Origin of the sequence: Paraburkholderia sp. IMGN_8 (genome assembly GCF_038050405.1) — a bacterium.
Lineage (GTDB): Bacteria > Pseudomonadota > Gammaproteobacteria > Burkholderiales > Burkholderiaceae > Paraburkholderia.
Genome location: NZ_CP150901.1, coordinates 3,185,048 through 3,207,435, shown reverse-complemented (window position 1 = coordinate 3,207,435; position 22,388 = coordinate 3,185,048). Strand labels below are relative to the sequence as shown.

At 59.0% G+C, this 22,388-nt stretch carries 20 protein-coding genes and 1 pseudogene; 14 read left to right on the top strand and 7 right to left on the bottom strand.

Translation table 11 applies throughout. The annotated features are described in order from the left end of the window. Positions 1-4 precede the first annotated feature (4 nt). From WN982_RS35655 to WN982_RS35625, 8 genes are all read left to right on the top strand, one after another. Positions 5-382 (top strand): hypothetical protein, encoded by a 378-nt coding sequence (locus WN982_RS35655; RefSeq protein WP_341316689.1) that lies wholly within the window; start codon positions 5-7, stop codon positions 380-382. Positions 383-843: 461 nt separating this feature from the next. Further along, on the top strand, positions 844-2,022 hold the full coding sequence (locus WN982_RS35650) for an efflux RND transporter periplasmic adaptor subunit (RefSeq protein WP_341316688.1): 1,179 nt from the start codon (positions 844-846) through the stop codon (positions 2,020-2,022). Positions 2,023-2,034: 12 nt separating this feature from the next. Beyond that, positions 2,035-5,256 (top strand): efflux RND transporter permease subunit, encoded by a 3,222-nt coding sequence (locus WN982_RS35645; RefSeq protein ID WP_341316687.1) that lies wholly within the window; start codon positions 2,035-2,037, stop codon positions 5,254-5,256. Next, the gene (locus WN982_RS35640; protein ID WP_341316686.1) at positions 5,253-6,668 is read left to right on the top strand and encodes an efflux transporter outer membrane subunit; all 1,416 of its coding nucleotides are present in this window, start codon (positions 5,253-5,255) and stop codon (positions 6,666-6,668) included. Before WN982_RS35645 ends, WN982_RS35640 begins: the two co-directional genes overlap by 4 nt. 507 nt (positions 6,669-7,175) lie before the next feature. After that, positions 7,176-7,415, top strand: coding sequence for a hypothetical protein (locus WN982_RS35635; RefSeq protein WP_341316685.1), 240 nt, complete (start codon positions 7,176-7,178; stop codon positions 7,413-7,415). Positions 7,416-7,932: 517 nt separating this feature from the next. Next, positions 7,933-9,069 (top strand): porin, encoded by a 1,137-nt coding sequence (locus tag WN982_RS35630; protein WP_341316684.1) that lies wholly within the window; start codon positions 7,933-7,935, stop codon positions 9,067-9,069. 355 nt (positions 9,070-9,424) lie between these two features. After that, positions 9,425-9,667, top strand: a complete 243-nt coding sequence (locus WN982_RS41110) for an HNH endonuclease signature motif containing protein (protein WP_348524568.1) — start codon at positions 9,425-9,427, stop codon at positions 9,665-9,667. 157 nt (positions 9,668-9,824) lie between these two features. Then, positions 9,825-10,061, top strand: a complete 237-nt coding sequence (locus tag WN982_RS35625; RefSeq protein WP_341316683.1) for a helix-turn-helix domain-containing protein — start codon at positions 9,825-9,827, stop codon at positions 10,059-10,061. Positions 10,062-10,069: 8 nt separating this feature from the next. On the opposite strand, the gene WN982_RS35620 is transcribed toward WN982_RS35625, so the two are convergent. The 7 genes from WN982_RS35620 to WN982_RS35590 all read right to left on the bottom strand — a co-directional run bounded on the left by WN982_RS35620 (position 10,070) and on the right by WN982_RS35590 (position 14,010). Beyond that, positions 10,070-10,351 carry a hypothetical protein gene (locus tag WN982_RS35620; protein ID WP_341316682.1) on the bottom strand — a complete coding sequence of 94 codons (282 nt, stop codon included), beginning with the start codon at positions 10,349-10,351 and terminating at the stop codon, positions 10,070-10,072. Positions 10,352-11,073: 722 nt separating this feature from the next. Further along, positions 11,074-11,355, bottom strand: a complete 282-nt coding sequence (locus WN982_RS35615; RefSeq protein WP_341316681.1) for a hypothetical protein — start codon at positions 11,353-11,355, stop codon at positions 11,074-11,076. Next, positions 11,352-11,918, bottom strand: coding sequence for a hypothetical protein (locus WN982_RS35610; RefSeq protein WP_341316680.1), 567 nt, complete (start codon positions 11,916-11,918; stop codon positions 11,352-11,354). The genes WN982_RS35615 and WN982_RS35610 overlap by 4 nt, the downstream gene beginning before the upstream one ends. Positions 11,919-11,920: 2 nt before the next feature. After that, positions 11,921-12,484 carry a PAAR domain-containing protein gene (locus tag WN982_RS35605; RefSeq protein ID WP_341316679.1) on the bottom strand — a complete coding sequence of 188 codons (564 nt, stop codon included), beginning with the start codon at positions 12,482-12,484 and terminating at the stop codon, positions 11,921-11,923. Positions 12,485-12,494: 10 nt separating this feature from the next. Further along, the gene (locus WN982_RS35600; RefSeq protein ID WP_341316678.1) at positions 12,495-12,737 is read right to left on the bottom strand and encodes a hypothetical protein; all 243 of its coding nucleotides are present in this window, start codon (positions 12,735-12,737) and stop codon (positions 12,495-12,497) included. A gap of 20 nt (positions 12,738-12,757) precedes the next feature. After that, entirely contained in the window at positions 12,758-13,330 is a 573-nt protein-coding gene (locus WN982_RS35595; RefSeq protein WP_341316677.1) for a PAAR domain-containing protein, read from the bottom strand. Further along, positions 13,327-14,010, bottom strand: a complete 684-nt coding sequence (locus tag WN982_RS35590; RefSeq protein ID WP_341316676.1) for a hypothetical protein — start codon at positions 14,008-14,010, stop codon at positions 13,327-13,329. Before WN982_RS35590 ends, WN982_RS35595 begins: the two co-directional genes overlap by 4 nt. A 286-nt stretch (positions 14,011-14,296) precedes the next feature. Here WN982_RS35590 and WN982_RS35585 point away from each other — a divergent pair. The 6 genes and pseudogenes from WN982_RS35585 to WN982_RS35560 form a co-directional block, all read left to right on the top strand. Continuing rightward, a pseudogene (locus WN982_RS35585) lies at positions 14,297-14,542 on the top strand (IS6 family transposase); the annotation flags it as partial. Between the two features lie 348 nt (positions 14,543-14,890). Next, positions 14,891-17,107: a TonB-dependent siderophore receptor gene (locus WN982_RS35580; RefSeq protein ID WP_341319529.1), complete on the top strand. Its 2,217-nt coding sequence runs from the start codon at positions 14,891-14,893 to the stop codon at positions 17,105-17,107. Between the two features lie 413 nt (positions 17,108-17,520). Next, entirely contained in the window at positions 17,521-17,979 is a 459-nt protein-coding gene (locus tag WN982_RS35575) for a hypothetical protein (RefSeq protein WP_341316675.1), read from the top strand. 181 nt (positions 17,980-18,160) lie between these two features. Next, positions 18,161-18,835: a GGDEF domain-containing protein gene (locus tag WN982_RS35570; protein ID WP_341316674.1), complete on the top strand. Its 675-nt coding sequence runs from the start codon at positions 18,161-18,163 to the stop codon at positions 18,833-18,835. A 110-nt stretch (positions 18,836-18,945) separates the two neighbouring features. Beyond that, positions 18,946-20,112 carry a UDP-N-acetylglucosamine 2-epimerase (non-hydrolyzing) gene (wecB, locus tag WN982_RS35565; RefSeq protein ID WP_341316673.1) on the top strand — a complete coding sequence of 389 codons (1,167 nt, stop codon included), beginning with the start codon at positions 18,946-18,948 and terminating at the stop codon, positions 20,110-20,112. 38 nt (positions 20,113-20,150) lie between these two features. Next, positions 20,151-22,376: a hypothetical protein gene (locus WN982_RS35560; protein ID WP_341316672.1), complete on the top strand. Its 2,226-nt coding sequence runs from the start codon at positions 20,151-20,153 to the stop codon at positions 22,374-22,376. Positions 22,377-22,388: the final 12 nt, after the last annotated feature.

Sequence of the window (22,388 nt, the reverse complement as noted above, 5' to 3'; positions counted from 1 at the left end):
AGAAATGCACAGGCTGAATCTGGAACATCGAATCACAACTGACGGTGAGCATCATCTGCTGTTATCGCTGCCCGACGGACCCTATACGATGCGTGCCTCGGATGTGGAAGTCCTGATGCAGACGCTCGCGGAGTACCGGGAAATCATGCAGCCGCCGGTAACGACGGAGGCTCCATCCGGACCGCGAGCTGCCGTTCTCGATCCACTCTGCTATATGGTTCATGAACCCCTGATCAATGGATGCGGCCTGCATCTGCGTCACCCTGGCTTGGGGTGGCTGTCTTTCGGAATCCCACTGAAAAGTCTGCAGGATCTGCGCTCGATAACCGGCAAAATGCTCGCCGACCTACGACAGGAAAAAGAGTCAGTTCGTCAAAACTAGCGTAGTGGCAGCGGAATATCAGCTTGCCGGCAACCGTCGTCCGCCCGCAATCCATATAGCTCACACCCAGCGGCCCGAAACCCGCACCGCGCTCCACCATGCCATGGCAGGCCCTGCCTGCTTGCCGTGCGCTCACAGGTTCCGAACATTTCTGAACCATCCGACCATCCAGGTTCCGCTCGTACCTGCGTTGCGCTCGTTCGTGCGGCTCGATGCTGCGCGTAAAAGGCAAGCCGTTGCACATCGAAGACCCGTGTTGCGGTTTGTAATTTTTCTCTAAGCCCCCGTAAGACGCATTTCGTTACTGTGGTGACCGCATACCTAAGCGCACCGATCGCTGTCCTTCGATCGCGTCCACGCGACAGTCCAGATTCCGTTAAAGCGTTGAACAGAAAACTATGGAAGAAATTTCATCACAGCGGCGTACAGCCCATCGCCCGATCGGTTGCGCCCATAACCGATTGCTACCTGTCCTTGTTGCAGCGGTGGTGTTGGCGCTCGGCGGATGCGGCAAGGGATCCTCGGGCGCCTCGCCAGGTCCGATGGGCGGCGCGGCGCAGATGGCTGAGGTCGGTGTCGTGACCATCGCGCCGCAAAAAGTCGTGCAGACCACCGAACTCTCGGGGCGCCTTTCCGCGCTCAAGGTAGCCGACGTCCGGCCGCAGATCAGCGGGATCGTGCTCAAGCGGCTCTTCACCGAAGGTTCGGATGTCAAGGCCGGACAATTGCTCTACCAGATCGATCCAGCCACGTACCAGGCGTCCTATGACCAGGCGAAGGGCACCCTGGCAAACGCGCAGGCCACGCTTGCATCGGCGAAGACAAAGGCCGATCGCTACGTCGAACTCGTCAAGATCAACGCGGTCAGCAAGCAGGATTACGACGACGCCCTCGCTGCGGTGAACGAGGATCAGGCGACCGTCATCGCTGACCGGGCGTCGCTCGAGTCCGCGCGGGTCAATCTGGAATACACGCGCATCAAGGCGCCGATTTCCGGGCGCATCGGCGCGTCGACGGTGACGGAAGGGGCGCTCGTCACGTCCGATCAGACAACGGCATTGTCGACGATTCAGGCGTTCGACCAGATGTATCTCGACGTCTCGCGTTCGAGCATGGAATGGTTGCGACTGCGCAAGGAGTTCGCGGCCGGGCGATTGCAGAAGATGGGCGCAAACGGTGCAGCCGTGAAACTCGTCATGGAGGACGGCACCGAATACGGACAGACCGGCGTGCTGCAGTTTACCGGTATCACGGTCGATGCCACCACGGGCTCCGTCACATTGCGAATGATTTTCCCGAACCCGAACCAGGAACTGCTGCCGGGCATGTTCGTGCGTGCGCAACTCAACGAAGGTCAGGATGACAATACGATTCTCGTGCCTCAGCTCGCCGTGTCGCGTGCATCGGACGGCAAGGCAACGGTGTATGTGGTCGACGCCGCCAACAACGCCAAACAGGTGATTGTGCAAGCGAATACCGCCTATGGCGATCAGTGGATCGTCACGCAAGGACTCAAGGCTGGCGATCGCGTGATCGTCAGCGGCCTGCAAAAAGTGCATGCCGGGGCGCCTGTCAAGATCGCAGCGAATTCTGCGAGCACCGGTGCTTCGGCTGTGTCGGCCGACGCGACGAAGCAATAAGCGGGGGGCGGCATGGCAAGTTTCTTCATCAATAGACCGATTCTGGCGTGGGTGATCGCGATCGTTATCATGCTGATCGGCGCCGCGGCCACGACGACGTTGCCGATCGAGCAGTATCCGACCATCGCACCGCCGTCGGTACAGATCACGGCCACCTACCCGGGCGCTTCGGCCGAGACGGTCGCCGCGACGGTGACGCAGGTGATCGAGCAGAAGCTGAGCGGGATCGACCATCTGCTGTATATGTCGTCGACCAGCAGTTCGGCGGGCCAGGCGTCGATTACGCTGACTTTCCAGCCCGGCACCGATCCGGACATTGCCCAGGTTCAGGTTCAGAACAAGGTAAGCCAGGCAACCTCCACGTTGCCTCAAACCGTGCAGGAACAGGGGGTTCAGGTCGCCAAGTCATCGAGCAGCTTTCTGATGATCGTGACCCTGTCGTCGCCGGGCGGCAGCCTGAATTCGATCGATCTCGGCAACCTGATTGCTACCCGGCTCGAGGATCCGCTTACGCAGATCAACGGGGTGGGCGACGTCACGTTGTTCGGTGCGCAACACGCGATGCGCATCTGGGTGAACCCGGTGAAGCTGCATAGCTTTGGGCTCATGACGTCCGATGTCACAACCGCTATTACGAATCAAAACGTTCAGGTATCGGTCGGCCAGCTGGGTGGCGCGCCGTCGACGGATACGCAGGCGATCAACGCGACCATTTCCGCGGCGAGCCTCCTGACTACCGCGGATCAGTTCGAAAACATCTTGCTGCGGGTCAATAGCAACGGGTCGAAGATTCTGTTGAAAGATGTCGCCCGTGTCGAACTGGGCGGAGATTCGTATGACACGTCATCGCGCCTGAACGGTAAGCCCGCTGCCGCGCTCGCGGTCAAGCTCGCGACCGGTGCGAACGCAATGAACGTGCAGAAGGCGGTCCGGGCCAAGCTTACGGAACTGCAAGCGCAGTTGCCCAAGGACGTCGCGATCGACTATCCATACGACACCACGCCGTTCGTCAAGATTTCGATCGAAGAGGTGATCAAGACACTGTTCGAAGCAGTGATCCTCGTGTTTCTCGTGATGTACCTGTTCCTGCAGAACATCCGGGCGACACTGATCCCGACGATCGTCGTGCCGGTGGCTTTGCTCGGTACGTTTGCCGTGATGTCGGCGGTCGGTTTCTCGATCAACGTGCTATCGATGTTCGCGATGGTGCTTGCAATCGGCCTGCTCGTCGACGACGCCATCGTCGTGGTCGAAAACGTCGAGCGGATTATGAGCGAGGAGAATCTCGAACCGAAAGAGGCGACTCGCAAGGCGATGAGCCAGATTACCGGAGCGCTCGTCGGCGTGACGACGGTGCTGACCGCGGTGTTCATTCCGATGGCGTTCTTCTCCGGCTCGACGGGCGCGATCTACCGGCAGTTTTCGATCACGATCGTCTCCGCGATGGTGCTGTCCGTCGTGCTTGCGTTGACGCTCACGCCGGCGCTCTGTGCGACGTTGCTCAAGCGCGCCGATGCCGGGCAGCACGAGCGGCGCGGCTTCTTCGGCTGGTTCAACCGGTGGTTCGGCGCCAACAATCGGCGCTATACGTCAGCGCTGGGCCGCATAGTCGGCAAGCCGGCGCGCTATATGATCATCTATGCACTGATTGGCGGGGTAGTGGGTCTTCTATATATGACCCTGTCGTCATCCTATCTGCCTGATGAGGACCAGGGCGTCGTTCTGGTCATGGTTTCCACGCCGGCGGGAACACCTGCATCGCGAACCCTCAAGACGGTCGAGGAGGTGGAAAACTATTTTCTGCACGATGAACCGGCCGTCGAGAAAATGATCACGGTCAATGGTTTCAGCTTCAATGGCCAGGGGCAAAACAATGCATTTGCGTTCGTTTCGCTGAAAGACTGGAGCGAACGGCGAAGCGCCGATCAACAGGCCGCAGCGATCATTCAGCGTGCGAACGCACGTTTCGCAAAGAATCGCGATGCGCAAATCTTCGTGTTAAACCCAAGCCCCATTCAGGGACTTGGCAATCAAAGCGGCCTCGACTTCGAAATCGAGGATCGCGCCGGCCAGGGTCACGATAAATTGCTGCAGGCGCGTAACCAGCTTATGGCATTGGCGGCGAAGAATCCGTCGCTGGCCATGATGCGTTCCGCAGGGTTGGAGGACACGCCGCAATTCAAGGTCGATATCGATCGGGAGAAGGCGAGTGCGCTCGGTCTGTCGATTTCCGATGTGGACGACACGCTGCAGACCGCGTTTGGTTCGTCGTACGTCAACAACTATATCGACAGCGGTCGAGTTCAAAAGGTGTATGTCCAGGCCGACGCGCCATATCGGATGATGCCGGCCGATATCGGCCAGTGGTACGTCAAGGCAAGCTCGAGCTCGTCTTCATCTTCATCTTCATCTTCGTCGGCAAGTTCATCCTCGACCTCGTCATCGAGCAGCACGACAACGAGCTATGACTCGACGATGGTGCCGTTCTCGGCATTCGCGACAAGCCGATGGACCTTCGGGCCGCCGCAGATCGAGCGCTATAACCGGACACTCGCGATGGAGATGTCGGCACAGACCATGCCGGGCGCGAGTACCGGGCAGGCGATGGCCGCAGTCGAAAAGCTTGCGAAGCAATTGCCGACAGGATTTGGCATCGAATGGACGGGGCAATCCTTGCAGGAGAATCAATCGGGATCGCAAGCGACCTATCTGTACGCCATTTCGCTGATTGTGGTGTTCCTGTGTCTTGCAGGTCTTTATGAAAGCTGGTCGGTGCCGATTGCCGTGATTCTCGTGGTGCCGCTCGGCGTGCTGGGTGCGCTGCTCGGCGCACATGTACGCGGCTTGTCCAATGACGTTTACTTCAAGGTGGGCCTGCTCACCACGATCGGGCTTTCGACCAAGAACGCGATCCTGATCGTCGAGTTCGCAAAGGATCTGCAGGCCCAGGGGCGCGGCATGATCGACGCGATACTTGAAGCTGCCCACCTGCGTTTGCGGCCGATCCTGATGACGTCGCTCGCATTCGTGTGCGGGGTGCTGCCGCTCGTTATCAGCACGGGCGCAGGGGCCGCAGCGCGGCGTGCGATTGGCACCGGCGTCGCGGGTGGGATGATCGCCGCGACCGTGCTGGCAATTTTCTTTGTGCCGGTTTTCTTTGTGGTGGTACGGAAGCTTTTCAGGGAGCACGGACACGGAGCGGACGAGGCTCAAGCGGGTAAGGGTGAAGCATGAATCTAAAATTACTGGGTGTGGTGTGTGCGGTAGCGTTGAGCGCCTGTTCGCTTGATCCGGCATATCAGCGGCCCGCTGCACCGATCGATTCGGCGTGGCCGACCGGATCGGCATACGGAACCGGTGCGAAGCCGGTCAAGGGCACGGCGGATAACGCACCGCTTGCCGCCGATATCGGCTGGCGGGATTTCTTCAAGGACCCGCGTCTGCAGCGGCTGATCGAGCTTGCGTTCGAGAACAATCGCGATATGCGGGTGGCGACGCTCAACGTCGCCGAGTACGAGGCGAAATACCGTATCGCGCGCGCCAATCTCGCGCCCACGATCGACGCTTCAGGTTCGTTCACGCGTGAGCGTTCTCAGGGAACGGTGAGCAGTTCGAGCAGCGCAAGCGTGGGCATGTCGTCATGGGAGATCGATTTCTTCGGTCGCCTGCGCAGTCTCAAGCGCCAGGCGCTTGAGCAATATCTGTCGACGGATGCGGCGCGCACGAGTACGCAGCTAAGCCTGGTGGCGGCGGTTGCAACCGATTACCTTCAGCTATTGTCCGACGAAGCGCTGCTGAAAATCACGACCGATACGGTCGAGGCGGATCAGCAGACTTACGATCTGACGGTAAGCATGATGAAAATCGGCAGCGCCTCAATGCAGGATGTCCAGCAAGCACGGAATTCTCTGGCGAGTGCACGGTCGAGCCTTGCCTCTTATACGCGAGCCGTTGCGCAGGACCGCAATAATCTCGTCGCTGAAATCGGCTGTCCGATCCCGGACGATCTGCCGCGGGGCGGTACCTTGGTGGACAACGAGAATCTGCTCGCCGATATCGGGGAGGGCGTGCCCTCTGATCTATTGACGCGGCGTCCCGATATCGTCGAGGCCGAGCATACGCTGAAGGCGGCGAACGCGAATATCGGCGCGGCTCGGGCCGCGTTCTTCCCGAATATCGAGCTGACGGCGGCAGCGGGCACTTCCAGTAGCGGTCTTTCCGGATTGTTCAAGGCCGGTAGCGGGGCGTGGAGTTTCGCGCCCACGATCTCGGTGCCGATCTTCGACTATGGGAGTAACAAGGCATCGCTGGATGTTGCCAAGGTCGAAAAGGACATCGAAGTCGCGGACTACGAAAAGGCGATTCAGACTGCGTTCAAGGAAGTTTCGAATGGCTTGGCCGGACGGGCGACGTACGTCGACCAGGTCAACGCCGACCGGGAGTACGTTGTATCGGCTCAACACTACTACGACCTGGCGCAGTCGCGATACCGGAGTGGAACCGACAGTTTCCTCACCTTACTGGATGCCCAGCGCACGCTGTACACGGCGCAGCAGCAACTGGCGAACGATACGCTGTCGAAGCTGTCGAACCTCGTGACGCTTTACAAGGCGCTCGGTGGCGGATGGGCGGAGACGGGTACGTAACTCAATGACACGTGACCATGCAGGCTATAGCGCCGATGCCGACCGCAGTACCAGCCAGCGTCCCTGCGAGGAACGTTTCCAACGACGTTGCGCAACCTTGAAGCTGAAGCAGCACAACCAGTACTGCCGGGATGATGAGTCGCCGCATCTATCGATTCCTTTGTCAGACGTGTGGCGCTGTACGGAGTATTGAAGCGCCCGTTGTTGTAGGGGAGGCAGACCGCTGCCTTTCCGCGTCTGGTTTCTCCATCAGTCGGGGTAAGCTTTGCCGTGCAGCGGTCGTCAGGATTTCGATCCGCAAACTCGTCCGGGATGAGCAGCGGTACGTGTTGAATTGTGCGCATTCTGCACCGGGCGAATGTCTGGAAAAAACGAGGTACATCGCGCAGTCCTTACCAATTGTTGGCATCTCGCGCAGCACGACGACCTTACGTCACCTTTCCTTTTCTCAAGCCCCCGGCAATAGCGACGTTATTCCTCACGTAACCACTCAACGCGGAGGATGAAATGCCAGCTGCAACGCCAGATCAGATCGCTCGTAAGGTGCGAATCAACCCCATCGTGATCGTCAGTGGAAGCGGTGATGCGACGAGATCCTTGCGCTACCGCGGCAAGCATACTTTGTGCGCCGTATTGGGTTTTCTCAATAGTCAGCGCGAATCCCGCGCCCTCGTGTATAGCCACAAAACAAATGGGCGAATGATGTGGATCGACGTGCGGACAGGCGCATACGTCGTGCTGCATTAGCACGGCATGAAGGTGCTTTGGGGGATCCGGGGTGAGCGATCCTCGGACCCGCTTATGGCAATTGTCTTCCGGCGTGAGTCATTGAAGAAATCGCGCCTGTCGATGCCGGCGGCAAGCGACCCGTCGCCTGACAAAACCAATGCAATCTTTGAAAATCTTTCGAAGATCACGAACCTGTAACGGAGCGGGCAAGTCCGCATGTCGAACTCGCTGACCCGCCCGAGGCGCCCTATCTCTTGTACGACACGGCTCACAGCGCCGGAACGTAGATCGCGCGGATGCTTCGGCAGGCTGTGCGTGGGACTTCACTCGCGAAACGTGAAACCACCGGTAATCACGCACGTTGTCAAAAGACGACGGCGAACGATGAATAGTGCGCTTAAATCGATTTGCGACCGGCGCATGCGTTGCCGGTCCGATTAGCAGTGAATGGCAGAACCCGCAAAGGGTTCGACTATCGTCGCGCCTCTCATTCTGTACAACTTGTTCAGCAGTATCAGTTTTCGGAGAATTGCCCATGAAGAAATCGCTCTTCACACTCGCAGCACTCGGCTCGTTCGCCGGTGCAGCCCATGCACAAAACAGCGTGACGCTTTACGGCCTGATCGACGCGGGGATTACCTACACCAGTAATCAAGGCGGTCACAGCAACTTTCAGGAAACGAGTGGCGGAGTCAACGGCAGCCGCTGGGGGCTGCGCGGGTCGGAGGATCTGGGCAGCGGGCTGAAGGCGATCTTCACACTGGAAAGCGGCTTCAGCATTACGAATGGCAGTTCCGGTCAGGGAGGCCGCGAGTTTGGCCGCCAGGCATTCGTCGGTTTGTCGAGCGATCAGTACGGGGCAGTGACGCTGGGCCGTCAGTATGATTCCGTCGTCGATTATCTCGGACCGCTGTCGCTGACCGGCACGTCGTCGGGCGGCACGCACGCGGCGCATCCGTACGACAACGACAATCTGGATAACTCGTTCCGTATCAGCAATTCGGTCAAGTACCAGAGCGTTAACTACGGAGGACTGAAGTTCAGCGGGTTGTATGGCTTCTCGAATCAGTCGGGCGGCTTTGCGAATAATCGTGCATACAGTCTCGGTGCATCGTATAACTATGGACCGTTGAATGTCGCCGCCGGTTATCTGCAACTCAACAACAGCGGGTCTTCGACTAACACCAGCGGCGCGGTGAGCGACGATTCGACGTTTACCGCCCAGTCCCAGCGAACCTGGGGTGTCGGTGCGAACTACGCGTTCGGGCCGGCGGCGGTGGGGCTGGTCTTCACGCAGACACACCTGGATAGCCTGACGGGCATCGGCGCTTCGGCATCCGGCACGTCGAGTGGGCTTTCGTTGGGCAGTGCCGGTGCGCGCTTCAACAACTACGAGTTGAACGCGCGCTACAACCTGACGCCGGCCGTAACCCTTTCCGGCGCGTACACGTACACGGACAGCAGGATCGACGGCGTGAGCCCGAAGTGGAATCAGTTCAGCCTGCAGGCTTCGTACGCACTGTCGAAGAAAACCGACGTTTATCTTGAAGGCGTTTATCAGCACGTGAGCAACACGGGCGGCAGCGGCATTCACGCAGTGATCAACGGGCTGAGCGCCTCGGATACGAATCAGCAGACGGCCGTTACGGTGGGCATGCGCGTCCGCTTCTAATCGGCACGTCTGGCTTTGTCCTGTTTCCGTTCGACAGACCATGGTCTGGCGAACGGTCATTTCCTGAATTTCATCTCCATGTCGGGACAGAAGACCTTCGCTGAAATTACAGGTTTAAAAAAATAGGATCACGCTGGCGCAGCGCATACGCGTGCGCCAGCACTTCGCGTTCAAGCGACATCTACTACGCGCCTCGCTCTACCGCAAACAATTCGACGAATGCTTTGCCGCGTAGCGGCGTTTCACCGAGCTCGCCCAAACTCCGTCCGCTCTCTGAGCCGCGTGCAGTGCGGCCACGAACGACGCACCGAATGCTGCGGCGCGCTGAGGTGACCAGCCAGTTTCCGGTACGGGTGTGTTCCGGGTGTCCTTGAACGGCTGTTCCAGGAGGACGGACAGCGATGAAGGAAATCGATTGCTGATCCGGTTCCAACCCATAACCAAGGACACAGGCTGGCACGTTCACCACATCGTCCGTCGTGTTGACGGCGGAGGTAACGCGTCGCGAGACCTGATCATGGTTCACCCGACCTGCCACGCGCAAATTCACAGTCTCGGACTATCCGTAACGAAACCGGCTCCTCATCAGGGGCTTTGAAGGGCTTGAGCGGAGTGCGGCGAAAGTTGCACGCTCCGTTCTTGGGGGCGGCGACGCAGCGATGCGTTGCTGCTACCCGACTAAGCGGGCGATGCCCGACCAAGCATGCGCTCCGTGGATTGCAAGCCGTTACACTTGGCCTTGCGATTTTGGCGGCATGGCCGAGTTCGAACGCAGCCTGATCGTTGAATGCACGAGCAGCGGCCGAGCTGCGGTCAAGGCGCGTGGCACGAAATTCGGCCCCAAGCCGACGCTCACGCCGGCGCAGTTCAACCATATCTATCGCCTCGCGGACGAAGGCAACACGAGCATGCAGGAAATCGCCGTGCTCTTCGGTATTCATCGATCCACGCTGTTCCGGCTGCTGCCACAGCGTGCCGCACCCGCTGCGTGATGCCGCTATCAAAAGGTCAGCCCAAACCACAAGAAGAATTCAATCGACGGCAGAAGGATAGCGAGGAACAGAACGATCATTGATCTGTTCCTCTTATCAATTACGGAAAACCATGCTGCTACGGCAATGGTTGCGAGCCATCCGGCCAAGCAGTAAAGCGAAAGCTGCGCGCCTGAGGACCATGCTCCAGAACCAAAATCAATCTCTTTCCACGAAGCCCGCCTTGGCCAGCCTGATAGGAAAATCAGAAGCAATTGAACAAAGCCAAGGGCGAGATAACGCTTCTTCACTGGTCATCCTGCTTCGGGTGAGAGGCCATTAGATATTCGGTTTGCCGAGTGCACTCGCGTAGGGATCATCAACGGTCACGCTGGCGGTCGAATGGCGTAGTGAAATCCGATAGCGGCAACCGCCGGAATAACTAATAGCTGCACAAATACCAAAGGCTTGAAGACCTTTGTCCGCCAGATGCTGGGGCGTGTTCCACACGTTATAGTTAGTAAATTGAGTGCGACGATGATCCAAATCGCGCCGCTTGGGTCATCCGTCAGTACGGAAAAAAAGTGCTTGTATGTTTTCGCTCAACGATTGAACTCCATGAAGTTCCAGCGGTAGAAATCGAAAAATTTCAGAGCGACTGTGCCGCTAATAGAATGTGCGCCCGCCCGCTTAATATAGTTGGGTTTTTTATGCGCATGCCATAGCTCGCTCACGGACTTGGTTGGGACAGGAAATAAGAGCCTATTGCATGCATGACGGGCATGAATAGAAGGCACACGAACACAGCAGGAAAATACAGCTTTGAATTTCGAATTCTTCGAAACAGTCCCGCCACCGCAACAGCTAGGCAAAGGAACGACAGCGATCCAAAAAGATCGCTGTCTGCAAGTGCGGAAAGATATGCTGGCATTGAGGATTTCGCCAACTGAACATGGTGCGCGATCCCAGCGCGGTCATTTGCCTAAGCGCGCCTGCACAACCTCTTTCATGCAGGAAATGAAGGCGGGACCAGTCAGTCGGCTGATTTGATGTCGAAGTTTTGTTTGTCGATAACCCAGCCACGCCCGTTCTTACACTGGATCTCTGTGTGCAGATAGGCTTTTACGACAACACCTTCTCGCAATGGGATACAAGAATCTCCCGCAGCCAACGTGAACAGAACCCGGTCTTCCGCATCGCTATCGGATGCATATACAGGAGTGCTTTTCGTGGCTACCCATACTTCATTCTTATGCGAGCAAGCTGACATCAGGACCTCCGTTCCAATAGCAATTGCCAACAGCAGCGTTTTCATGAGCCACCTTTCGGATAGAACCGCTTCTCCTTCACCCGCTTGGAATGTGATAGTCCGACGGCAATGTCTTCGGGGCTCACCATGCCGAACGCGGGCCACCGCGGATCATAGGCAACGATTCCGACGAGGTTCAATACGTCTGCGACGTTTGACGAACAACTATTATCCAGAAGGCTGTATCCGTGGCGTGCTGGGTCGCCGTTGGTCGCTGCCACACGGCGTTTCAGTTCGGCTTCAATCTTCTTTTTTTCTTCCGGGGAAATTCGGAGCACGTACCCAACCGAATCGCGAAGGCCTTCTTGTGCTGCCACATACTCAGCATGAGTTTTTTTAGCGTCATAGCCGCCATGAGCTCGCGAGTACGCTACTCCATCAACGACAATCGCCACGTGACCGAACTGAGATCCCCAATAGCGCATCATTGAATCGCTGACGATCACCTCGACGCTATCGGTCTCCACTCGAATTTCCTTCGCTTCCGAATCTGTCGTTGGCGTGGTCGTTCGAGTCGCGATCAATCGATACTTTACTCCATCCGGGGAAATGTGAATCTGTTCTGGCATGACTATCCTGCAAGGTAAACGTTGATGTTCTCGGCGGAAGCGATGGAAGCCAGTAAATGCGTATGCCCATCAACATCCGTTTCGCCATACTCGAAAATGCCGTTCTTCCGCTGCACCGCATAGGGAATGCGAGCCAGCGCTTGTCCGTTCGAATTGCGCACAATGAAACGATCATCGTACCGGCCTATTAGGCGAGGCTCGATGCCGGGCGCTCGTGCTGTCGTCAAACCATGTCCTGTTGCTTCCGGTGTCACAACGCCCATCGCTTCAGCCATGTCGTCGCACCAAGATTCACCGGATAGCAGGGCTACGATTTGCGGGGGTGTTGCACATTTACAGTGAACGATATCGCGATCGGCTGCGGTCTGCCCCATAAAATCGATGCGACGGGGGCCGCCTGCCATCGCTATCACGCCAGTGCTCTTGCACGCTTCGCACCAGGCAGTCCCGCCAATCAGCGCGACCTGGTGTCCAGCGTCGCCCATCGTAAAGACAGGACCGCTATAGGGCAGGATTTGCCCACCTGTTTCCAGCTTGTCGCCGACAACCGCGATTCGACGCATCATGTGCTATTCCTCACTCTGCAAGAAACACCTTAATGTTTTCAGCGGTGGCAACCGATGACCGCAGATGCGTATGCCCATTGCCATCTGTTTCGCCGTATTCGAACGTGCCGGTTTCCGGGCACAACGCGTAGGCCGTGTATGCAAGCGTGCGCCCATTGCAACCTCGCAAAACGAACCTGTCGTCGTAAGCGCCGGCCATTGATGTCGTTCTATCAAGCGGATCGTCTTCGACTGCCGCGTAAAAAATGCCCACCGTCTTGTCTCCTTATGGGGTCATCCAGCGAGAAAAATCTCGATAGATTCAGCGTTCACAACGGATGACAGCAGATGTGTGTGTCCTGATGCGTCGGTATCTCCATACTCGAAGTTGCCCGCTTCCCGTTGTACTGCGTACGCGCTGTAGGCAAGTGCACGCCCATCGCGATCCCGCAGGATGAAGTGGTCGTCATAAGCCGCGGCAACAAAAGAAGAGACACTTGCCGTGGATGCATCGCTGGTACGCCTGGCAGACGACAAGCCGCCGCTTTCGACATGGCAGCCAGCATCGCTGCCTGCGATAACCTTGTTCTTGCCGCACGGACACATCACTGGATCGCCGTGAAGCACCGTTGCACGGCCATTGTCGGTGCATTCTGTCCCGCTGCCGAATATCTTGAACGTGCCTTTGCAGTTTCCGCACGTCGCTTCCTCACCGTGCAAGGCAATCCGCTTGCCGTCGTCAAACATGGTGGAGGCAAGCGCAAACACGCGACCGCCCGTTGTTGTCGGGTCGCCGTATCGGACCATGGATCTACGCATTGCTTTCAGTCCCTCGTCATTTGTTTGCTGTCCACGGATCAATGTCAATGCAACGCGCCTTGACGCGCTTGGTTCGGTCCGAAACACCATGCACCAGCACCGGGAGAAAACACGGTCCAATCAGTCTGTTCGTGACGTGGTTCACCGACCGGGCCAAGGCTCGCAGCACTCAATGCTCTTTCGGCCAGCTCGCGCAGCTCGACCGCGCCGGACTTTGTTGTACCCAAACGGTTAAGTTTGTTGATTGTTTGCGCGTAGTTCGGTTCACCGATGCGTGTCCAGTGGTGTTCCATCGTCTCGAATAGGCGAGACCGGAATCGAAAAGTCACCGGCTCGGACGGTGTGTCCAGCGGGGCGAAACGTTCGGGGAAGCAAGGGTGCAGGAAGCAGCCGCACTGATCCAGCGTAAGTTGCCGGCTGGCATTTGCATTGAACGCGAATACCAGGTGGGTCCACGCCTGTCCGAGGTGTTCAACCGTGGATTGAAAGCCGATCGTCTCAAGCGGATGCCGAACCCACTCTTCGCCGACGGTCCGCGCGTGCAGGCGATAAATCTCCGCGTCGAGTGCTGACACAAACAGCACGATGCCGCACTCGCCTTCACCGCCGACCCAAAGCGACTCGACTGGTTGACCGGCCTTGCTCGGTCTTAGCAGAGCCGTCAGACCAAACGGGGCAATGTAACGGGTGAGTATTTTGTCGGACGGTATCGAAGGGTGCGTGAACATCGGAGATAGCCAAGTTGCCGAAACTGGTCACTCTGACATCAGCACCCATCGCCAATCGATAGGAATAGTCCTAAATTTGACAATGTATGAAATTTGGCGCTATCCACCGGCTCATGAGCCTGAACGGCCAGATTGAGACTAATTTCAGACTCGTCATTCTTGGGGCCAATGGGCCAAAAAACCGGCGCAAGCCTATCCGGCGATAGAAAAGTTTTTGTGTTAACACAATTTTCTTGAGCTTTTCGCGGGCTGCTAGTCCGCTCACGCCAGGGACCGGATTTGTGCAAAGGAGCTGAACAACCGGGCGGAGAACTCGCACGAGCCAACACGAGTCCGCGAGAAGGTGATGCGTCGCTTCAAATCAGCGCGTCAGCCGCAACGTTTCTCTTCGGTCCACGACCAGGTAGCCAATCTCTTCATGCATGGCCGCTATCACACCGACGCAAAACAGAAGCGGGCGCTGCGCACTCAGGCCTTCGAGGCGTGCGAAAGCGTGACGGGCACTGCCATGTTGGAACGCCTTGCCGCATAAAAACCCTATCCTTACGTACCGCGCGTTCGAGCGCCTGCCGGTCGACAACTTGACAATACCCGGCCTTCGAACCGAGGGGCAGCAACAGCGTCGCTCTGCCGCCGTCGTCGACGATCATGTTCGCGACCTGGGGCTGACAGTCACAGCCTGTTCGGCATGTTGTTTTCAAGGTCGTGCAACTTTCGGCCGATATCATCGAGACACTCGTGCACAACGCAGCGGAGCGAGACGCGCCGCTGGAGCGTGCGACGTTCACGGGAAAAAAAGGGGGGGCGGCGACCGGATGACTCTCGCTCTTTGACAAACGGGCTGGCCGAGCAGGCGCCCAGCATGATGGAGCAACAGAAGATGGGGTGGGCAATGGGCACGGGGCGACGTGCGATCGCGGTTGCTGTGGGTGGGATATTTTTCGAAGCGGCTGTCGGCTATGCGTACGCGCAGGCGACGCAACCGGCGAATGATACGCAAGCGAAGGGCGCCGCGGTACAGGCCGATGTGGCGCCTGGCGTCACGCTGCCGGAGATCACGGTGAAAGGCGTGGCGAACGTGCCATCAGTCGAGCTCGTCGGTAAACGCACGGCGACCGGCATGAAGACCGACACGCCGATCACCGAGGTTCCTCAAACGATCAACGTCGTCACTGCGCAGCAGATCGAGATGACCGGCGCGACCGACCTCAACCAGGCGCTGCGCTACGTACCGGGCTTCTCATCGTTTGGATCCGACAGCCGCACCGACTGGTACGCGGCGCTGCGCGGCTTTACTCCCACTTTGTTCGTCGACGGATTGCAAGCGCCGAATACGACAACCCTCGCGAATTGGCGCGTCGATCCGTATATGATCGACAGCGTCACTGTGCTGCGTGGGCCAACGTCGGTGCTGTATGGGGCCGGCGATCCGGGCGCGATCGTCGACGTGCAGACGAAGCAGGCCGACGGCGAGCGCGTGCGCGAGGTTGGCGTGCAGGTCGGCAACTACGCGCGCAAGCAGACAATGTTCGACATCGGCGACAAGCTCGACGCCGACGGCAAGTACGCGTATCGCTTCGTCGGCGTCGCGCGCGACGGCAATGCGCTGACCGGTCCGAACGCGGACCAGCGCGTGGCACTCGCGCCGTCGTTCCGCTGGCGGCCGAACGCTGACACGTCACTAACGCTCACGGCGACCTACCTGCAAGACTGGAGTGATATTTCATACAACTTCCTGCCCGCGCGGGGCACGGTTCTGCCGAACCCGAACGGGCCGCTGTCACCGGACGTCTACATGGGCGAACCGACATTCAATCACTACCGCAAGAAGCAGGGGGCGCTCGGCTATCAGTTTTCGCACGACCTGAATTCGATCTGGACGCTGCACCAGAACCTGCGCTGGATGCACCTGTCGCTTGACGATGCGTCGGTCTTCGGCGTTGGCCTTGCCAACGCCAGCACGACCGACATCGCGCGTGACGCAGGGCTGTTCCAACTGAACTACAGCCGCTTCGACATCGACAACAACGCGGAGGCGCGTTTCGGCACAGGGCCGCTCGAGCACACGCTGCTGCTGGGCGTCCAGTACAACCGGCAGACGACGACCGAGAGTGTGTGGCTCGCGCAGGCGCCGTATCTGAACCTCTACAACCCAGTCTACACGCCGGTCACGACCGCGATCTTCTCGGGCCCGACGTCGTTCGGCCACCGCGACCTGTACACGGCGATAAACACATTCGGCGTGTACGCGCAGGACCACGTCAAATGGAATCGCTGGACGCTGACGCTCGGCGGCCGCGAGGATTGGGTGAACCTGCGCCAGGACGACCGCGAGGCCGGCACGCAGGCGAAACAGGATGTCAGCGCGTTCTCGGGCCGCGTCGGCCTCACGTACCAGGGCGACTATGGGCTGTCGCCGTACATCGGCTATTCGACATCGTTCAATCCGGTCATCGGCGTCAGGATGTACGGCGGCGGCCTGCCAAAGCCGACGCGCGGCAGGCAGATCGAGGCGGGCCTGCGCTGGCAGCCGCCCGGCAAGAACCTGATGCTGAACGCGGCCGTCTACCAGATCAACCAGACAAACGTCGTGACACCGACGCCGACGAATCTCGATCCGACCGGCACATCCTCCGTGCAGACGGGCGAGGTGCGTTCGCGCGGCATCGAACTGAGCGCGGTCGGAAACGTGACGCGCGAATTGTCGATCGTCGCGTCGTACATCTATCAGGACGTGAAGAACGTGAAGGCGAACGACGCGTCGCTGAACAACTGGCCGGTCGACATTCCGCGCCCGCGCCAGATGGCGTCGCTGTGGACCGACTGGACATGGCACGCAGGAGCGCTCGCAGGCTTCGGGATCGGTGGCGGGATCCGCTACCAGAGCGCGTTGGCGGGTGCGCCGGACAACTCGCTGACGGTCGCGAGCTATACGCTGTACGACGCGGCGCTGCACTATGGCACCCGCGACTGGCGTTTCGCGCTGAACGTCGCAAACCTGTTCGACCGCCACTACATCAGCGGTTGCCAATCGTACTCAGTCTGCGTATTCGGCAACGAGCGAACCGTGCTAGCCAGCGCGAAATACAACTGGTGATCAGCTCACGCACGAGATGGCCGTGCTCAAAGTTTGGCAGCAAAGCTGCAATACGTCTTGTCGCCGGGGGCAACCGTCGGAGGCCCGGTGCCTCCGACGCGTTCGGCGAAGCTGGCGTGCCAACATGCGGTCTAAACACTGAATCGGCGGGCAGGGATGCCGACGTCGGCGGAGTGCAGTTTGACGAGATGAAGTTTCAAGCTGATCAAAAATCCCATTTGGCAAACAAATTGGGCGCTTGAGCAAACATGTGATTCGGTTGATTCTGCCAAAATCTTAATTGCTTTTATGGGCTGGTTATTTTTTGGCGAGTTTCTCTTCCAGGCAGTGTTTCTATGGTCTGATCGCATTTTGGTGGTAGTGAAAACTGGCGCATCACCCGAGGTTGTCTGCGTCGTGCACGCGATGCGTCATTGTTCGACGATAAAAAGTCGATGCATGCACGATGCCGGATTCCTTGGAGGGAGATCAAACTCCTCTGGATATCGTTATTAAAAATTTCCTTGTCCGAAGACCGCCAGCGTGCTATCGAATGCGTCCAGGTTGACTACGGCGAAGGTACGCTACCGCATGATGCGGCGACGGGTGATGACCGTAGTCTGAGCGTCGTGCCCTTCTGGATGCCTATCCGCCGGGCGTGGAGGCAGCAAGAAGCGTTCAAAGGCAATGCAATTCCCGTCCACCAAAGGCCGGGTGCCATGTTCGCCGCTTACGCGACACTGAGGTACTTTAACGTACCAATTCAGCTCATCCCTTCTTGTAAAACGTTTGCTTTTTTATTGTTCCGGTACGAAATGACCGGAATGGCGCTATTCGATGGCGACGACGTTGTTTACATTGGCGTGACTAAACGAAGTTCGCTGTCGCTATAAATTTGTAATAAAAGGCCTTGATAAAAATTGACAATCTTTAAAGAAAATTTTTTTAATTTAACGGCTGCATATCCCATAATTGGCTCCCAAGTTGAGTTGAAGTCGTTTCGCTTAAAACGGCATCGAAGTCGGGGATGATGCAACGCGTCCAGACCGGGCGTGAAATGGGAATTATCTGAGTATGAAAATTAACCATTTTGGTGCGCTCGGAGCGCACGAAGTCGCGAGGGCGGTGCGCGTTTGCCGTAAGAACCGTCTGGGGTTCCGCAATTTCACGTGTCGGGAACGGGTGCGCCTGGTGAGTCGCATCCGGCAACTGGAAGCGGAAAACGCGAGGCTTGAGCGGTTGGTGATCACCGATGACCTGACGGGCGCATATAACCGTCGTTATTTCGATGATGCGGCCCGGCGGATCCCAGAGCGTCGAATGTGCAAGCGGTCGTTCGCTTTCTGTCTGTTTGATGTGGACAACTTCAAGGCATACAACGATACCTACGGGCACGCTGCTGGCGACGATGCGTTGCGTTTGATTGCGCATGTAACGATGAATCAGCTTCGCCACAATCAGGATCTTCTGTACAGATTGGGGGGCGATGAATTCTGCATGGTGCTGTGCGTAGAGTCGGCGACAGTGGCGCTTGATATCGTCGAGCGAGTACAGGATAAGGTGCGGAGTCTGGCGTTACCCGGCCCGCACGTGCACAGCGGATTCCTGGCGATCAGTGTTGGCATGATCTGGCATGACGGACTTGGCCTGACCACGCCAACGCCACAAAGGCTGTATCTCGAAGCCGACCGCATGCTGTATCAGGCCAAGCGAAGCGGTCGTGACCGGGCCATGATTGCGACACTTTAAGCGCGTGTAGGCAGGCTGAGCGGTCTTGCGGAAAAAGCGCTGATCAATTGATTCGGCATGCTTATCGATAGCTGAAAACAAGAATCTATGAAATTTCAGGGGTTAGGGGAATGTCGCTCAAAGTTATGACCATATTCGGCACCCGTCCGGAGGCCATCAAGATGGCCCCGCTCGTGGCGGCGCTCAACGCCGAACCATCGATCGAGAACATCGTATGCGTGACAGGTCAGCATCGTCAGATGCTCGACCAGGTCACGGAGCTATTCGGTTTGACGGCAAAGCACGACCTTGACGTGATGGTCGCGAATCAGACGCTCAACCGTTTCTACTCTCGGGCGATCACGCGCGTCGATGCCGTTCTCGATATGGAAGCGCCGGACTACGTGCTGGTGCACGGGGATACGAGTACCGCGTCCGCTTGTGCGCTCGCGGCATTTCATCGACGCATACCGGTCGGGCATGTCGAGGCCGGCTTGCGCACCGGCAATCTTGCGATGCCGTTTCCCGAGGAGATGAATCGCCGCGTCGTCGACGCCGTCTCGGACTGGATGTTTGCGCCGACAGAGGTTTCAAAGGGCAATCTCTTACGCGAAAACCTGTCGGGCCGTATTGCAGTGACGGGCAATACCGTCATCGACGCACTCGCGACCCTATGCAAGAAGCTGCGTGCGGGATCGGTGTTCGAGCGGTCGATTGCGTCGCGCTATCGGTGGGTCGACCCGCAGCGACGCCTGATTCTCGTCACGGGTCACCGGCGCGAGAGTTTCGGCGAGGGTTTTCTCAATATCTGTGCGGCGCTCCTTGATCTGGCGCGTCGGGACGATGTGCAAATCGTCTATCCGGTCCACCTCAATCCTGCAGTGCGTGACGTGGTGATGACGCAGCTTGAGGATGTATCCAATGTTCATCTCATCGAGCCGCTCGGCTATGCCGATTTCGTGTGGTTCATGCAGCAAGCGCATCTGATTCTGACCGATTCCGGCGGTGTGCAGGAGGAGGCGCCTTTTCTCGGCAAGCCGGTCCTGGTGATGCGCGACGTCACGGAACGTCCGGAAGCGGTGGCGGCCGGCACGGTTTCCCTTGTGGGAACGAGCCGCGATCGCATCGTGGAGGGCGTCACGCGTCTTCTCGATGATGCCGGATACCACGCGTCGTTCGCGCGACGGGTCAATCCGTATGGCGATGGCCGCGCCGCAGCCCGCATCGTCGATGCGCTGTGCGGTCGTCCCATCGAGGAATTCGACGCGTCCTCGGCAATGTTCGATCAGCTCAATTAACTCTCCACCATCGTCAAAATTCATCTGCAGGCATCCCTATGCTGTTGCTCTTCAGGAAATTCGCCCCGCGGTTTGCCGCGAGTCTGAGCGCGCTTGCAAGCGCTTGTGTTCTTCAACCCCATATCGGCTATGCAAGCCCGCTCGGCGACGGAATCCGGCAGCTCGGCGCCGGCGTGAACCTCACGCGCAACATTGCGCTCGCCGATCTCGGGTTGGCCGCTCCCGTTGTGCTGACCGGCGACTCGAGCCAGGATTTCTATTTGCCGGTTCCCAAGGGGTTGCCCCTTGACGGCGCGTCGATTGCTTTCGACGGTCGTTACGTCAAGAGCGAACCGGGCTCGGCCTCGGTCGTGCTTTCCGTCGACGGCCAGCCGATGGCATCTCAAATGGTGCCGGACGGCGACGGGCCGGTGCAGCGCGCCATTGCCGTATCGGCTCATCCGCGCGAAACGGGCTTTGTGCGCCTCGGCGTGAACTGGCATTCGCAAGCGCGCAATGCGGGTCGCCGCTGCGAAGACGACCGTTCGAAGGCGAATTCCGTGACGGTTTCCCCGCAAACGCGTCTGACCTATCGGCTCGATCAGAAATCGATCGCGAGTCTCGACGACGCATGGAGCACCCTTCCGGGAGCGCCGACGCTGCTCGTCGCGGGCAATACGCTGGGCCAGGATGCGTTCGATAGCGCGTGGCGGATCGGCGTGGCGCTCGAGCGTAGTGGCAAACGCGTTTCGGTGCGCGCATTGCCCTCGGTCGGCGATGTTGTCGACACGCGTGGCCTCGATGTGCCGGCAGTACTGTCCGGCGTGCCGGCCTTCGGCGCAATACGAGACAACGTCGAGACGCACAGGATCGCCAACGCCGCGGAACTCGGGGCGCTGCTGGCGCTGGGCGCGCCGGGCGCGAGCGGCGACGTGATGGTGGTCGACAACGCGATGCGTGCGCGTCTTGCGGCCGCGTTCGATGCATTGCAAGCCCAGTTCGCGGGCGATACCGATGCGAGCGCGGCGTTCGGCGCATGGCGCGCGCAGCATGCGCCGCTGGCCGATGCCGTGCTCGGCAGCAAGCAGATTCGTCTGTTCCTGATGGGGCGGCAGTCCGTCATCGCGGTGTCCGCGGATGCGGGCGCCCAGGCCGCAGCCCTGTTCGACGCATCGATGCATCGCTTGCTGACGAGCAGCGCGGTTACGGTGCCTGCCGCAAGCGCGCCCGACATCGGCGACAAGCAGGTCGTGCGCCTGTCCAGTCTGGGTGGCGCTGCGGATAGCTTCGACGTGATGGCGAAAGGTGATTGGACCGTTGGCTTTCCGCTCGATGCCGTGTCGTCGAACGGCCGTATGCCGAGCGAATTGACGCTGTACGTCGCCGCGGCACCAGGCCCTGCCGCGTCGCGCCCCGTCGCGGCGGTGTTCTGGAACGGCGTGCTGCTGACGGCGAAGCAACTGGACGCAAACGGGCGTCCGGAGCAGCTCAGGGCGCGCGTGCCGGGCTATGTGCTGGGTGTCAGCAACACGCTGCGTGTCTCGGTACAGCGTCAACCGTACTCCGCCGACTGTAACGAGATTCCCCAGGCCTATCCCGTCGACATCTTGCCGGCCGCAAGCTACATCAAGCCGGGCGACGCGGAACCCGACGGCACGTTCGTCGGTCTGCTGCCGCTATTGGCGGGCAATCCGCAGTTGATCGTGCCGGATCGGTACCTGTCGGCAGCGCCCGAAAACATCAAGCGCGTCATCGGCATCGCTGCCGCGAGCGGCTTGTCGCCGTCGCGCGCCGAATTGACATGGGCGGCTCGCGACAAGGCAATCACGCCGTCTAAACCGTTCGTGGCGATGGAGGTGGCTGTCGACGGCGTGAAGCCATCTGCCGTCGTGACCGATCGTAATCGCTTGCAGATCGGTGGGAAGGATGCGCTGCTTCTCGATGTAACGGGGTTGCAGCATGTGTCGACGGCCGAAGTCGTGCGCGGCGGCGGCCAGGACGGTGTGCTGTGGCATGCGATCGGCGAGCCGGCGCGGGACACCGGGGCACCGTTCCTGCTCAACCGCGGAAATCTCGCGGTCATCGGATCGGCTGGCCCGGTTGCATGGTTCGACAACGGCCGCGAGGAAGACGTCGTTGCGCCGGACGCCGACGGCGGTGTCTCTCACGAATGGCGGCGCATTGTGTCGTGGGGCGCGCCGCTCATCGGCATCGCAGTGCTGCTGTTCGTCGTGATCGTCGTGCTTGCTGCGCTCGCGCGTCGCAAGAAGCGCTCGGGTAACTGACACCGGACATGA

What these genes read in the sequence shown, in the direction of transcription:
- WN982_RS35640 (WP_341316686.1), top strand. Translation starts at nt 5,253, where the DNA reads ATGAATCTAAAATTACTGGGTGTGGTGTGTGCGGTAGCGTTGAGCGCC.
- WN982_RS35590 (WP_341316676.1), bottom strand. Translation starts at nt 14,010, where the DNA reads ATGTTCACGCACCCTTCGATACCGTCCGACAAAATACTCACCCGTTAC.
- WN982_RS35605 (WP_341316679.1), bottom strand. Translation starts at nt 12,484, where the DNA reads ATGATGCGTCGAATCGCGGTTGTCGGCGACAAGCTGGAAACAGGTGGG.
- WN982_RS35630 (WP_341316684.1), top strand. Translation starts at nt 7,933, where the DNA reads ATGAAGAAATCGCTCTTCACACTCGCAGCACTCGGCTCGTTCGCCGGT.
- WN982_RS35645 (WP_341316687.1), top strand. Translation starts at nt 2,035, where the DNA reads ATGGCAAGTTTCTTCATCAATAGACCGATTCTGGCGTGGGTGATCGCG.
- WN982_RS35655 (WP_341316689.1), top strand. Translation starts at nt 5, where the DNA reads ATGCACAGGCTGAATCTGGAACATCGAATCACAACTGACGGTGAGCAT.
- wecB (WP_341316673.1), top strand. Translation starts at nt 18,946, where the DNA reads ATGTCGCTCAAAGTTATGACCATATTCGGCACCCGTCCGGAGGCCATC.
- WN982_RS35560 (WP_341316672.1), top strand. Translation starts at nt 20,151, where the DNA reads ATGCTGTTGCTCTTCAGGAAATTCGCCCCGCGGTTTGCCGCGAGTCTG.
- WN982_RS35625 (WP_341316683.1), top strand. Translation starts at nt 9,825, where the DNA reads ATGGCCGAGTTCGAACGCAGCCTGATCGTTGAATGCACGAGCAGCGGC.
- WN982_RS35635 (WP_341316685.1), top strand. Translation starts at nt 7,176, where the DNA reads ATGCCAGCTGCAACGCCAGATCAGATCGCTCGTAAGGTGCGAATCAAC.
- WN982_RS35610 (WP_341316680.1), bottom strand. Translation starts at nt 11,918, where the DNA reads ATGCCAGAACAGATTCACATTTCCCCGGATGGAGTAAAGTATCGATTG.
- WN982_RS35580 (WP_341319529.1), top strand. Translation starts at nt 14,891, where the DNA reads ATGGGGTGGGCAATGGGCACGGGGCGACGTGCGATCGCGGTTGCTGTG.
- WN982_RS35570 (WP_341316674.1), top strand. Translation starts at nt 18,161, where the DNA reads ATGAAAATTAACCATTTTGGTGCGCTCGGAGCGCACGAAGTCGCGAGG.
- WN982_RS35615 (WP_341316681.1), bottom strand. Translation starts at nt 11,355, where the DNA reads ATGAAAACGCTGCTGTTGGCAATTGCTATTGGAACGGAGGTCCTGATG.